This is a genomic window from Luteimonas sp. TWI596 (assembly GCF_039674105.1).
Taxonomy (GTDB): domain Bacteria; phylum Pseudomonadota; class Gammaproteobacteria; order Xanthomonadales; family Xanthomonadaceae; genus Luteimonas.
Genome location: NZ_JBDJMU010000011.1, coordinates 64352 through 77295, shown reverse-complemented (window position 1 = coordinate 77295; position 12944 = coordinate 64352). Strand labels below are relative to the sequence as shown.

Genomic DNA, 12944 nt, shown 5'->3' with positions numbered 1-12944 from the left:
ATCAGCGCAGCGCCGGCGCGTCGTCGGTCAACGGATAGCCGGCGAAGGCCTTGACCTCGTCCATCAGGAAGTGCGAGACGATCTTCTCCACGCCGTCGTCGCCGCTGAGCAGCGCGCGGGCGACGTCCTTCCAGTGGTGCACGTCGCGGACGATGACCCGCAGCATGTAGTCGTAGGGACCGGACACGCGACTGGCCTCGACGATCTCCGGCATCGCCAGGATGCGCCGGTCGAACTCGGTGAACCCCTCGAGCGCATGCTGGCGGAAGCTGACCTGCGCCATGACGATCGTCGCCGAGCGGATGCGATCGACCGCGACCTGGGCGCGGTAGCTGCGAATCAGGCCGCGCTGCTCCAGCGCACGCACCCGCGCCAGACACGCGCTGGGCGACAGCGCGACGCGCTCGGCCAGCGCATGGTTGGTGATGCGCGCGTCCTGCTGCAGCACGTCGAGGATTCTCAGGTCGGTGCGGTCGGGCGGACGGATCGTCATGACGGCATGGGCGGGACGATGGGGTGGTGTCGGGACAATGGACGGTACAACGTACCGAATTTTGGTGGTCGGGACGCAGATTCTGCGAAATTGGCCGCCCCATACCGTCGCATATGCGGTGCGGACCCGCACCCTCCCGTTTGGATTCAATGACTTGGCCGATGATTGGCGGCCGTGGAATCTGCTGGACGCGGTCGCGCACGTCTTCTAATACTCGAAACGCGTCGCAGCGCGCCGGGAAGGGGACGCCCAGCCGCGCCACGGACGTATCCGTGTCCAGCCACCGCCAAACGGGGATTCCCATGCAGCCGCCTACCGTCTCACGCCTGACCCGCGCCGTTCATCTGGCCTGTCTGTGTACGCCGTTGCTGACGGCCCCGGCCGTGGCCCTGGGACAGGACGCCGCAGCAACCGGACCCTCGACCACCGAGCTCGACACCATCGTCGTCACCGCCGGCAAACGCCAGGAGTCGGTGCGCGAGATCGCCGGCTCGGTGTCGGCGGTCACCGGGCAGCAGCTCGAGGATCTCGGCGCACAGTCGCTGGGCGACTACATCCAGCGCACGCCCGGCGTGGTGTTCAACAACTACCAGCCGGGCGTCTCGCATGTGGTCATGCGCGGCATCGCGACCAGCTCGGGCAACGTGCAAGGGCAGACCACGACCGGCTACTTCCTCAACGAAGTGCCGCTGACCGAGCCGGGCTGGACGATCGTCGTCCCCGACATCGACGCCTTCGACATCAATCGCGTCGAAGTGCTGCGCGGACCGCAGGGCACCTTGTTCGGTTCGGCGTCGATGGGCGGGGCGATCAACTACGTCGCCAACCTCGCCGATGCCTCGGGCTTCGACGCCGCCGCCGAACTCACCGCCAGCCAGACCCGCAATGCCGATGTCGGCTTCGGCGCCAAGGCGATGGTCAACCTGCCGATCGCGCAGGACGTGCTCGCGGTGCGCGCCGTCGCGCAGCTGCGCGAGGACCCGGGCTACCTCGACAACATCGGCCTGGGCCGCGACGGCAGCAACGACAGCCGGACCGCCGGCGGCCGACTGTCGGTCACGCTGACGCCATCGCAGGCCACCACACTGAGCTGGTTGAGCCTGTGGCAGAACACCGATGCCGACGACAACAGCTACCGCATCGCCGGGCTCGGCGAGTTCGAGCGCAATACCGCGATTCCCGAGTTCACCGACACGCGGGTCGCGGTGCACAGCCTGCGGCTGGACCAGGACCTGGGCTTTGCGACCCTGACCGCGCTGCTCGCCCAGCAGGACAAGCGCCAGGACTGGCAGTTCGACTACACCCCGATCCGCGGCGCCTACAACGCCGACCTCGGGCTCGATCTCGACACCCCGCTGTACATCGCATCCGGCGGCGAAAGCACCGGACGCAGCCTGGAACTGCGGCTGGCCTCGTCCGGTGCGCAACGGCTCGAGTGGCTGGTGGGGGGCATGGTGTTCCAGACCGACAAGGCCACCTACGAAGCGCTCGGCGCGCAGGGGGCGGCCGGGGCGTTCGACCGCTCGCCGCTGTTCGGACCGGGCAGCGGCGCGGTCATCGCGCCGGACGACGCGATCTTCAACGCGTTCTACAGCCATCTCGACGGCACCGAACTGGCGGTCTTCGGCGAGGGCACGTTCCATTTCAACGACCAGTGGAAAGCCACGCTCGGCGGCCGCTTCTTCCGCACCCGCGTCGAGTCGCGCAGCACCCAGGTCGGGTTCTCCACCTGGCCCGGCGCCCCGGTCGTCACCCGGGCGCGCACCGACGAGGACGGCTTCAATCCGAAGGCCTCGCTGACCTGGACACCGTCGCAGGACCTGATGGTCTACGCGCTGGTGTCGGAAGGTTTCCGCTTCGGCGAACCCAATACAGGGGGCCTGAGCGCCTACCCGATTCCCGCCGGCTCGCGCAGCGACAGCCTGGTCAACTACGAGCTCGGCGCACGCAGCAGCTTCGCCGACGGCCGCTGGCTGGTCGACGCCACGCTGTTCTACGTCGACTGGAAGGACATCCAACTGCGCCTGCAAACGCCCGACTTCTACAACTACGCCAGCAACGGCGGCCAGGCCTACAGCCGCGGCGTCGAACTGGCGACCACCTGGCGACCGGTCGCCGGCTTCGACTGGCAGTTGTCCGCGACCTGGCAACAGGCCCGACTGGACGAGGACCTGGAGATCCTCTGGGCCGGCACCGCGCCGGCAGGTGCGCAGCTGCCAGGCTCGGCCGACTGGACCGTCAGCAACGTGCTCAATTACCAGTTCGACGCGCGCTTCGCGCCGACGCTGACGCTCGCCCACCAGTACATCGGCAGCGGCATCAGCGACCTGGCATCGGCCGTGCCCGGTGCGGTCCGTCACACCCAGGGCAACTACAACACCGTCGACCTGCGCTATCGCATGACCTTCGGCAGCACCGACCTGACCCTGTTCGGCAGCAACCTGGGCGACGTGCGCGGCATCACCCGCAGCGTGTCCGAGGTCAACGGCATCGGCCAGGGCCTGGTGCGGCCGCGCACGTTCGGCGTGACGGTGCACTGGCGCTACTGATCCGACGCGGCTGCGCCGCGTCGCAATTCTTCATGCCGGCCCAACCCGGGCACGGCGCGACAGGAGATGCACGAGTCCATGACGTCATTCGATTCCCCGGCCGGGCGCGCCGATGCGCTGGCGCTGGGCCGGCTGGACGCGCACGCGCAGGCCGCGCTGCGCAGCAGCGGCAAGGTGTCCGCGCTCGAACTCACCGAGGCGGCGATCGTCCGCGCGCAACTGATCGATCCCGCGCTCGGCGCGTTGAGCCATCCGGCATTCGACGATGCCCGGCGCCGCGCGCGCGCACTCGATGCCGCAGGCCCGGACCCGGCCGCGCCGCTGGCCGGTGTCCCATGGCTGGCGAAGGATTCGCTGCGCGTACCGGGCATGCCCACGCGCGGCGGCTCGCGCAGCCGTAGCAGTGAACCGGCGACCGAGGCGCCGCCGTTCGTGCAGCGCTTCGACACTGCGGGCCTGGTGGCGATCGGCAAGAGCGCGATGCCCGAGTTCGGCCTGATGGGCTCGACCGAACCGCTGCTCGGCCCGGTCACGCGCAACCCGTGGTCGCGCGCGCATTCGCCGGGCGGCTCCAGCGGCGGCGCCGGAGCCGCACTCGCGGCCGGCATCGTGCCGCTGGCGCACGGCAGCGACGGTGCAGGCTCGATCCGCATTCCGGCCTCGGCCTGCGGCGTCGTCGGGCTCAAGCCCGGGCGTGGGGCCTGCGTGCAGGTGCGCGGCCGCCATGCGATCGAGGACCTGATCGTCGCCGACAGCCTGATGTCGCGCAGTGTTCGCGACACCGCCTGGGCCTTCGCCACCGCGCATCCCGACCGCCCGGCCGCGGTGACCGGGCCGGATCGCAAACGCCTGCGCATCGGGCTGGTGCTCGAATCGCTGCCGGGGCTGGCGCCCGCTCCCGAGGTCGCGGCGGCGACGCAGTCGGCCGCGCAGCTGTGCGCATCGCTGGGCCATGCGGTCGAGGCGGTGACCTGGCCCCTGGACGGCGAGGCGGTCTGGGCGGCGTTGCACACCTTGTGGTCGCGGCTGGGCGTGGACGCGGTCGAACTGGCGACCGCCCAGGGCGGCGCCGCATTCGCGCAGCGCGCACTCGAGCCGTGGACGCAGGGCCTGGCGCAGTGGCACGAAGCGCACTGCGGGGTCGCCGAGCTCGAACGCGCCTGGACGACCATGGCCGCGCTGCCGGATCTGTTCTCGCGCTTCCACGCGCACTACGACGTGCTGCTGTGTCCGACCCTGCGCACGCCGCCACCGACCCTGGGCACGCTGGCGCCCGACCGCGACTTCGCCGCGCTGTTGCCGGCGATGTTCGAATGGATCTCCTACACGCCGCTGCAGAACCTTGCCGGTACGCCTGCGATCTCGCTGCCGCTGGCGCACAGCGACAGCGGCCTGCCGATCGGGGTGCAGTTCGCGGCCGACCGCGGCCGCGAAGCCCTGCTGCTGGCGCTGGCCTACGAACTGGAGGCGGCCGCACCCTGGCAAGATCGCTGGCCACCGACGTCGGTGGCCAACCACGAGGACACACGCTGATGGGTCACGCCCGCGACACCCGCTATGCGCCCCGCCACGACGGCGACATCGTGCGCCTGGTCCAGGCGCAACCCTTCGCCTGGCTGGTGTCGCCCGGCGGCGACGATGCGGCGTTCACCCCGCTGCCGCTGCGCGTGGAATGCGATGCCCAGGGGCGGCTGGTCGCACTGCGCGGCCACCTGGCACGACGCAACCCGCACGTGGCCAGGCTGCAACGCGATCCGCGGGCCCATGCCCTGGTCATCGGTCCGCACGCCTACGTGTCGCCGAGCTGGCTCGACGACCGCACCCAGGCCCCGAGCTGGAACTACGCCGCGGCTGCGTTCACGCTGGACGTCGCCTGCAGCGACAGCCAGGCCGACATCGCCGACGAGCTCGATGCGCTGGTGACGTCGATGGAAGCGGGCCGCCCGGCTGCCTGGTCGATGCAGGAAATGGGCGAACGCTACGCCCGGCTGGCGAGCGGAGTGACCGCGATCCGCGGCCACATCGTCGCCACCCGCGCCACGTTCAAGCTCGGCCAGGACGAAGCGCCGCACGACTTCGCGCAGTTGCTCGCGGGCCTGACCCGCGGCGGCGAACACGCGCTGGTCGACTGGATGCGCGACTTCGCCGCGGACCGCCACGCATGAGCGCCGCGCCCGACGCGCTGGACCCAATGCTGCGCGGCTTCGTGACCGCGATCTGTAGCGAAGGCGCCCGCCTGGCCGGCGGCCGCACGCTCGACTGGCCGCAGCGGCGTGCGATCGCCGAGACCGTACGGACGCCGTGGCGCGCGGGTGGGCCGACGATGGCGCAGACCACCACGCATCGCATCGACAGCGCGGCGGACGCCTTCGACGTGCGCGTCTACCGTCCGGCGGGCGCGAGCCACCCGGCTCCGGCACTGGTCTACGTACACGGCGGCGGCTGGTGTCTCTTCAGCCTCGACACCCACGACCGGCTGATGCGCGAACTCGCTGCGCGCGCGGGCATCGTCGTGGTCGGGATCGACTACGCGCTTGCGCCCGAGCATCCCTATCCGACCGCACTGCGGCAATGTGTGGATGCGGTGCGTGCGTTGCGCGCGCGCGCCGACGACTTCGGCCTCGATGCCACGCGACTGGCGATCGGCGGCGACTCGGCCGGTGCCAATCTCGCACTCGCCAGCGCACTGCAGTTGCGCGACGCCGACGGGCAGACGGGACTCGCCGGCTTGCTGCTGCACTACGGCGCGTTCGACACCGCGATCGACACCGACTCGGCGACGACGCTGGGCGGCGCCGATGCGATGCTCGGCGCGGACGAGATGGCCGATTACTGGCGCGCCTATCTCGGTGAGGCGGCGGACCGCTGCCGCGACCCCGCGGCCGTGCCCGCGCATGCCGCACTGCACGGCCTGCCCGCGACGCTGCTGCTTTGGGGCGAACGCGACGTGCTCGCGGCGCAGAACGCGGCGATGGCGGCGCGCCTGCGTGCGAGCGGCGTCGAGGTCGACGCACAGGCGTATGCCGGGGCGCCGCACAGCTTCCTGGAGGCCATGTCGGTGTCCGACATCGCGCGCGATGCGCTGGCGCGCGGCGCCGGCTGGCTGCGCACGCGGCTGGCGCCTGCCGGAGCGGGCGCATGATCCGCCGTCTGGCGCTGGGCCTGCTGCTGTTACCCGGACTGGCGTCCGCGCACGTCCCTGCGCACGGCCACCTGCCGACCCCCGAAGACATCGCCGCGCTGGCCGCCGTCGACGATCCGCAGATCGCGCCCGACGGACGCCGCATCGCCTACACCGTCGGCACGCCGCAGCCCGGCGGCGCAGCGCCACGCACGCAGGTCTGGCGCGTGGCGTTCGACGGCGACACTGCGCCGCGTGCCCTGCCCGTGCCGGACGACGCCCAGGACCGCCAGCCGCGCTGGTCGCGTGACGGCCGGCAGTTGTTGTTCCTGTCCGACCGTCGGCCACCGGGCGCCGACGCCACCGGCCCGACCCAGGTCTGGCGCGTCGACGCCGACGGTGATGCGGCGACACCGCTCACCGATACGCCCACCGATGTGACCGCGTTCGACCTGTCGCCCGACGGCACCCGGCTCGCCTGGCTGCAGACCGATCCATCCTCGCCCGATGAGGCCGCGCGCCTGGCGGCCAAGGACGATGCTGTCGTGGTCGAGCAGCCGACACGTTTCTCGCGCGCGTGGCTGCGTGCGCTGCCCGATGGCGCGGCACGCGCGCTCACGCCGGTCGGGCTGCAGGTCCACGACCTGGCGTGGTCGCCCGACGGCCGCACGCTGGCGCTGCGCACGTCTTCGGGCACCACGCTCAACGACTACTGGTACGACTCGGCAGTGGTCTTGCTCGACGTCGCCAGCGGACGCATCGGTGCGCCGCTGGAACCGCATGCCTCGGCGCATCCGCTGCAGTGGTCGCCCGACGGCACCCGGCTGCTGTACGGCCGCCTGGGCACGCACGGCATGGTCGCCACACCGATCGTGCACGACATCGCTCGCGACACCCGCGTCGCGCTTGGCGAACACTGGCCGGGCACGCTGTGGCTGGCGCGCTGGCAGGATGACGCGACCCTGCTCGGCCAGGGCCAGCGCGGCATCCGCGGCGCCTTGGTGCAGCTCAATGCGGCGACCGGCGCGGCGACCGAGCGCGCGCGGCCGCAGATTCCGTTCCGCGGTTTCACCGTCGCCGCCGATGGCCGCGCCGCCTACCTCGGCTTGCGCGACGACAGCCCCGGCAATGTCTGGACCTTCGACGGCACTCGGCTGGCGCAACGCAGCGACCACCATCGGCAGGTCGCCGGCTGGCGGCTGGGTCGGGTGCGCGAACTCGAATGGCCCGCCTCGCGCGATGGCCGTTTGATCAGCGCCCTGCTGGTCACCCCGCCCGACTGGGACGGTGCGACGCGGCTGCCGACGCTGGTGCAGATCCACGGCGGGCCGGGTTGGGCCTGGTGGTCGGGCTGGCAGGGCTCGTGGCACGAATGGGCGCAGATACTCGCCGCACGCGGCTACGCCGTGTTGCTGCCCAACCCGCGCGGCTCGGAAGGGCACGGCAGCGAATTCGCCGAACTCGCCCGTGGCGACTGGGGCGACGGCCCGTTGCAGGACGTGCTCGACGGCCTCGACCTGCTCGAGCGCGACGGCATCGCCGATCCGGCGCGCGTCGCGATCGGTGGCTGGAGCTATGGCGGCTACCTGTCGGCCTGGGCGGTCGCACGCAGCGACCGGTTCCGCACTGCGATCGTCGGCGCCGGCGTGCTCGACCTGGCGAGCGCGGCGCTGACCAACGACGTGCCCGACTACCTGCCCGGCTACTTCGGCGATCCGCTGCGCGAGCGCGCGACCTACGACGCGCAATCGCCGGTGCATCACGCGCGCGACATCCACGTCCCGGTCCTGATCCTGCATGGCGAGGCCGACGCGCGCGTGCCACTGTCGCAGGCGCAGATGCTCCATCGCGCGCTGCGCTTCAACGGCACGCCGGTCGAGCTGGTCACCTATCCGCGCGGCCCGCACTGGTTCCACGAACAGGCCCACGAGATCGATCTGCAGCAGCGCGTGCTCGACTGGCTCGATCACACGCTGCGCTGAACCGGCTCGGTTCACGGTCCACAGCCGCGCGGGCTGGCAGGGTGCGGGATCACGGCATCGCCTCGGCGCCCGCGCGCGGGGCGGTGCTGCCCGTTCCCCGCACGATGGAGCCCGCCATGTCCTCCCGACGCGCTTTCCTGTCCGCCGCCGCCCTCGGCGCCGCCACCCTCGCCGCCGCGCCGCTGGCCGCGCGCGCCCAGACCGCCCCCGGCGATGTCCTGCCGACGCAGGGCCGTCGCCGGTCCGCTGCGCTGCCGACCAATCCCGCGAGCAGCGGCAGATACCGCCCGCGCGCGCGCGTCGGACTGGGCGGCGCGCCACTGGGCAACAACTGGGCGGTCGTCACCGAGGACGACGCGCAGGCCACACTGGAGGCCGCGTGGGACGGCGGCATGCGCCTGTTCGACACCTCGCCCTGGTATGGCCTGGGCCGCTCCGAACGTCGCTTCGGCCATGTGCTGGGCCAGAAACCACGCGACGAGTACGTCATCTCCAGCAAGGTCGGCCGCCTGCTGACCGCGACGAAGGAAACGCCGAAGGTCGGCTGGAAGGACCCGCCGCCGTTCGACTACCGCTACGACTACAGCGCGGCCGGCACGCGCCGCTCGATCGAGGACAGCCTGCAACGCCTGGGGATCGATGCGATCGACATCGTGCTGATCCACGACCTGTCGCCCGACAACGGCGACATGAAGGAACGCTGGACCGAGTACTTCGAGCAGGCCCGCACCGGCGCCTTCGTCGAGCTGACCAAGATGCGCGAAGAAGGCCTGATCAAGGCCTGGGGCATGGGCGTCAACACGCCAGACCCGGCGCTGCGGGCGATCGAGGTGGCCGACCCGGATCTCTTCCTGCTCGCCTGCCAATACTCGTTGCTCGACCACCAGCGCGCGCTCGACGACACCTTCCCCAAGCTCGCCGCGAAGGACATCTCGGTGATCGTCGGCTCACCGCTGCTGGCCGGCTTTTTGACCGGTCGCGACCGCTACCTGTACGGGTCGCAGCCGGTGCCGGCCGATGCCCAGCAAAAACGCGCGAAAGCCGAAGAAATCGTGCGTGCGCACGGCGTCGACCTGCGCACTGTCGCCCTGCAGTTCGCCAATGCACCCGAGGTCGTCTCGGCGATCGTGCCCGGCGCACGCAACGCGCGGCAGGTGCAGGAGAACATTGCCTCGATGTCGGTGGCGATTCCCGGCGGCGTCTGGGACGACCTGCGGCGCGCCGGCATCGTCGCTGCGAACGCGCCGGTGCCTGCAGCGGGCTGATGCAGCCCGCCCCCGGCGCTACGGCGTCGAGTGCGAGGCGGCCAGCCGGGCGCGCACGGCCGCGATCAACGCCGGCAGGGTCTCCACGCGCGGCACGCCCTAGCGCGCGGCGATGATGTCCAGGTCGCCCTTGCGGAAGTAACCGGCCGGCGCCACCAACAGCCGCTTGCCCGAGCGCGAGCAAGGTTCGACGCATCGTGGCCATACCTGCACAGGCCCGCCCTGATCGCAGACGCGCGGCCATCGCCACCGCCGACGCACCGCATGCGACCGGGCTGGCTACACTTGGCGCCAATGAACCCGCATGTCGTCCTGCTCGCCTTGATCCTCGTCCTCGTCGCGGTCGCGACGGGCCTGCTCGTGTTGTTGCTGTTGCGTCGTCCCGGCGCGGGCGGCGAGGCGCTGGAGCGCGCGCTGCGCGAGGAACAGCGCGCGGGCCGGACGGAGCTGCGCCAGCAGCTCGATGGCTTCGCCACTGCCCAGGCGCAGCGCATCGACGCGTTCGGCGCGCAGCTGCAGGCGGTCGCCGCACGCACCGACCAGCGGCTGGATGAGTTCACCGTGCGCACCGATGCACGGCTCGACGCATTCACCCGCACCACCGACGAACGCCTCGACGTGCTGCGCGCGGCGCTGGGCGAGGACGCGCGCAAGGCCCGCACCGAAAGTGCGGACCAGCAGCAGCGGTTCGCCGACGCGCTGGGCGCGCGCCTGAACGAACTGACCCAGCGCAACGAGCAGCGCATCGGTGAGATGCGCGCCACGCTCGAGCAGCAGCTGCGCGCCTTGCAGGCCGACAACGCCGCCAAGCTCGAGCAGATGCGCGCGACCGTCGACGAGAAGCTGCAGACCACGCTCGAGGCGCGCCTGGGCGCGTCGTTCAAGCTGGTGTCCGAGCGGCTCGAGCAGGTGCAGCGCGGCCTGGGCGAGATGCAGCAGTTGGCGACCGGCGTGGGCGACCTCAAGCGCGTGCTGAGCAACGTCAAGAACCGCGGCGGCTGGGGCGAGGTGCAGTTGGACAACATCCTCGAGCAGACGCTGACCCAGGAGCAGTATGGCCGTGGCGTGCGGGTCAAGCCGGGCGGTGCGGAAGTCGTGGATTTCGCGATCCGCCTGCCGGGCCGCGGGGATGCCGACGCCGTCGTGTGGCTGCCGGTCGATGCGAAGTTCCCGCGCGAGGATTACGAGCGCCTGCTCGATGCGCAGGAACAGGGCGACGCGGAGGCCGTGAAGACCGCGGTCGCCCAGCTCGAACGCGCAATCCGGGTGCAGGCCAAATCGATCTGCGACAAGTACGTGTGCCCGCCGCACACCACCGATTTCGCGGTGATGTTCCTGCCGACCGAAGGGCTCTACGCCGAGGTCATCCGCCGCGCCGGCCTGGTCGATCTGCTGCAGCGCGAGCACCGCATCGTGGTCGCCGGGCCGACGACGATCACCGCGCTGCTCAACAGCCTGCAGATGGGCTTCCGCACGCTGGCGATCGAGCAGCGTTCGAGCGAGGTGTGGCAGGTGCTGGGCGCGGTCAAGACCGAGTTCGGCAAGTTCGCGACCGTGCTCGAGCGCGCCACCAGCCAGCTCGACACCGTGCAGAACAGCATCAAGGCGGCGGGTGTGCGCACGCGTGCGATCGAGCGCCAGCTGCGCGGCGTCGAGTCGCTGCCCGGCCCGGACGCGCAGGCGCTGCTGGGCGATGCGCTCGACGACAGCGTCGACGGCGCGCAGGACTGACCGGCGCCCGCATCGCCGCCGCCATGACGGCGCGGCGGTGGCATGATCGGCGCTCCCCCACCTGCCGACGCCTGCCATGACCGCAGCACTGACCGACATCCCGCTCACGACCATCGATGGCGAGACCACGACACTCGGCGCCTACGCCGGCAAGGCGCTGCTGGTGGTCAACGTGGCCTCCAAGTGCGGGCTGACCCCGCAGTACGCCGGACTCGAAGCGCTGTATCGCAAGAAGCACGCGGCGGGGCTGGAGATCTTGGGCTTTCCGGCCAACGACTTCGCCGGCCAAGAGCCGGGCAGCGACGCGGAGATCCAGCAGTTCTGCACGCTCCACTACGACGTGGGATTTCCGTTGTTCTCCAAGATCGCGGTCACCGGGCCAAACGCGCATCCGCTGTATGCCGCGCTGACCGCGGCGCAGCCGCAGGCGACCGGCGAGGGTCCGATGCGCGAACGCCTGCGCGGCCACGGCATGACCCCCAACCCGGCGCCGGGCGTGCTGTGGAATTTCGAGAAGTTCCTGATCGACCGCCACGGTCGCGTCGTCGACCGCTTCGCGCCGGACGTGACCGCCGACGATCCGCGGCTGCGCGCGGCGGTCGAGGCCGCGCTGGCGGGCTGAGCGGGTTCGCCCCGCCCACACGATCGACGGCGGGACCGCATGCGGCCCCGCTGTGACTCAGGGGTTGGAGATGCCCGGCACGACTGGGATCGCATCGACCGGCACGGTCGGCATCGCGTCGTCTTCGTAGAGGTAATCGGGCAGGTCGTCGTCGTCGCTGCGATGGCGGCGCACCGACTCGATCTGGTAGGCGCGGCGCTGCATCCAGGCATCGCGGATCAGCGCGTACTCGTCGGTCGCGCCCTCGCGCATGCTGTCGACCACGAACAGCCGCGTACGCAGGTCGACCAGTTGCAGACCCTGCAGGCCATAGCGCCAAGTGTCGTCGCTGAGCTGGCGCAGCGGCGACAGCGGCGCGTCGCCGACCATGCCGAACCCGTCGCGCAGCGTGCGCGGGCCGAACAGCGGCAGCTCGACATAGCGCGAGTTCTGCCAGCCCCACACGCCCAGCGTCTGGCCGAAATCGGCATCGCGATGCGGGATGTCGGCGTCGGTGGCCGGGTCGAAGATGCCGCCGATGCCCAGCGTACTGTTGACGACGAACCGGCCCAGCGACTGACCGGCGTCCTTCGGCCGCCCCTGCAGCAGCGCATTGAGCGCCGACACAGGCTGACGGAGGTTGCTGAAGAAGTTGGTCACGCCCAGCCGCACTGGCCGCGGCACGATCTTCGCGTAGACCTTGGCCAGGGGCTTGGCGACGCCGCGGTCGACCGCGCTGTTGAACGCGAACATCTTGCGGTTGAACGGTTCCCACGGGTCGTAGCTGCGCGGCATCTGCGCGGCCGCCGGCAGCGTCGGGTCGGCGACCGGGTCGTAGACCTGCTCACCGTAGAGCGCGGCGTAATCGAGCTCAGCCTGGGTCGGCATGTCGGCGACCGGCGTGCCGTCCGCGGGCGTGGCATCGCCGGCGATGCGCGCAGCCTCGTCGAAGGCCGCCACGACCGTGGCCTGATCGGGCGCGACCGGCTGCTCGGACGCATCGGCCTGGGCCGCGTCGGGCACCCCGTTCGGGGCAGGCGCATCGACCGCGACCGGCGAGGGAACCCGATCGCGCGGCGCGCCGGTCCCGGCGCAGGCGACGAGCGTGGCCGCGGCGAGCAGCGGCAGGATCGGGCGGAACGTACGAAGCGGTGTCGACATCGGAGAAGTCCGGTGGGGGGGCCGATGGAACATCAAGAAAC

Annotated in this window: 10 protein-coding genes; 8 read left to right on the top strand and 2 right to left on the bottom strand. The window is 71.3% G+C overall.

The features are described 5' to 3' along the window. Position 1: 1 nt before the first annotated feature. Positions 2-493, bottom strand: a complete 492-nt coding sequence (locus ABE487_RS10335) for an Lrp/AsnC family transcriptional regulator (RefSeq protein ID WP_346441914.1) — start codon at positions 491-493, stop codon at positions 2-4. A 302-nt stretch (positions 494-795) separates the two neighbouring features. On the opposite strand from ABE487_RS10335, the gene ABE487_RS10330 reads away from it, so the two are divergent. From ABE487_RS10330 to ABE487_RS10295, 8 genes are all read left to right on the top strand, one after another. Beyond that, the gene (locus tag ABE487_RS10330) at positions 796-3042 is read left to right on the top strand and encodes a TonB-dependent receptor (protein WP_346452052.1); all 2247 of its coding nucleotides are present in this window, start codon (positions 796-798) and stop codon (positions 3040-3042) included. 78 nt (positions 3043-3120) lie between these two features. Beyond that, positions 3121-4575 carry an amidase family protein gene (locus ABE487_RS10325; protein ID WP_346452051.1) on the top strand — a complete coding sequence of 485 codons (1455 nt, stop codon included), beginning with the start codon at positions 3121-3123 and terminating at the stop codon, positions 4573-4575. Continuing rightward, complete coding sequence (locus ABE487_RS10320; protein ID WP_346452050.1) at positions 4575-5207, top strand: FMN-binding negative transcriptional regulator; 633 nt, start codon at positions 4575-4577, stop codon at positions 5205-5207. The genes ABE487_RS10325 and ABE487_RS10320 overlap by 1 nt, the downstream gene beginning before the upstream one ends. Then, positions 5204-6184 (top strand): alpha/beta hydrolase, encoded by a 981-nt coding sequence (locus ABE487_RS10315; RefSeq protein WP_346452049.1) that lies wholly within the window; start codon positions 5204-5206, stop codon positions 6182-6184. Before ABE487_RS10320 ends, ABE487_RS10315 begins: the two co-directional genes overlap by 4 nt. After that, entirely contained in the window at positions 6181-8145 is a 1965-nt protein-coding gene (locus ABE487_RS10310; RefSeq protein ID WP_346452048.1) for a S9 family peptidase, read from the top strand. Before ABE487_RS10315 ends, ABE487_RS10310 begins: the two co-directional genes overlap by 4 nt. A 116-nt stretch (positions 8146-8261) precedes the next feature. Then, positions 8262-9410, top strand: coding sequence for an aldo/keto reductase (locus ABE487_RS10305; protein ID WP_346452047.1), 1149 nt, complete (start codon positions 8262-8264; stop codon positions 9408-9410). A gap of 294 nt (positions 9411-9704) precedes the next feature. After that, a complete protein-coding gene (rmuC, locus tag ABE487_RS10300; protein WP_346452046.1) occupies positions 9705-11141 on the top strand; it encodes a DNA recombination protein RmuC in 1437 nt (478 codons plus the stop codon). 76 nt (positions 11142-11217) lie between these two features. Beyond that, complete coding sequence (locus ABE487_RS10295) at positions 11218-11763, top strand: glutathione peroxidase (RefSeq protein WP_346452045.1); 546 nt, start codon at positions 11218-11220, stop codon at positions 11761-11763. 57 nt (positions 11764-11820) lie between these two features. Here ABE487_RS10295 and ABE487_RS10290 read toward each other — a convergent pair whose 3' ends face one another. After that, positions 11821-12903, bottom strand: coding sequence for an MlaA family lipoprotein (locus ABE487_RS10290; protein WP_346452044.1), 1083 nt, complete (start codon positions 12901-12903; stop codon positions 11821-11823). Between the last annotated feature and the right edge of the window lie 41 nt (positions 12904-12944).

Bases quoted from the DNA above. Each gene is read 5' to 3' on its own strand.
- ABE487_RS10315 (WP_346452049.1), top strand. From the start codon at position 5,204: ATGAGCGCCGCGCCCGACGCGCTGGACCCAATGCTGCGCGGCTTCGTG.
- ABE487_RS10305 (WP_346452047.1), top strand. From the start codon at position 8,262: ATGTCCTCCCGACGCGCTTTCCTGTCCGCCGCCGCCCTCGGCGCCGCC.
- ABE487_RS10295 (WP_346452045.1), top strand. From the start codon at position 11,218: ATGACCGCAGCACTGACCGACATCCCGCTCACGACCATCGATGGCGAG.
- rmuC (WP_346452046.1), top strand. From the start codon at position 9,705: ATGAACCCGCATGTCGTCCTGCTCGCCTTGATCCTCGTCCTCGTCGCG.
- ABE487_RS10290 (WP_346452044.1), bottom strand. From the start codon at position 12,903: ATGTCGACACCGCTTCGTACGTTCCGCCCGATCCTGCCGCTGCTCGCC.
- ABE487_RS10330 (WP_346452052.1), top strand. From the start codon at position 796: ATGCAGCCGCCTACCGTCTCACGCCTGACCCGCGCCGTTCATCTGGCC.
- ABE487_RS10325 (WP_346452051.1), top strand. From the start codon at position 3,121: ATGACGTCATTCGATTCCCCGGCCGGGCGCGCCGATGCGCTGGCGCTG.
- ABE487_RS10335 (WP_346441914.1), bottom strand. From the start codon at position 493: ATGACGATCCGTCCGCCCGACCGCACCGACCTGAGAATCCTCGACGTG.
- ABE487_RS10320 (WP_346452050.1), top strand. From the start codon at position 4,575: ATGGGTCACGCCCGCGACACCCGCTATGCGCCCCGCCACGACGGCGAC.
- ABE487_RS10310 (WP_346452048.1), top strand. From the start codon at position 6,181: ATGATCCGCCGTCTGGCGCTGGGCCTGCTGCTGTTACCCGGACTGGCG.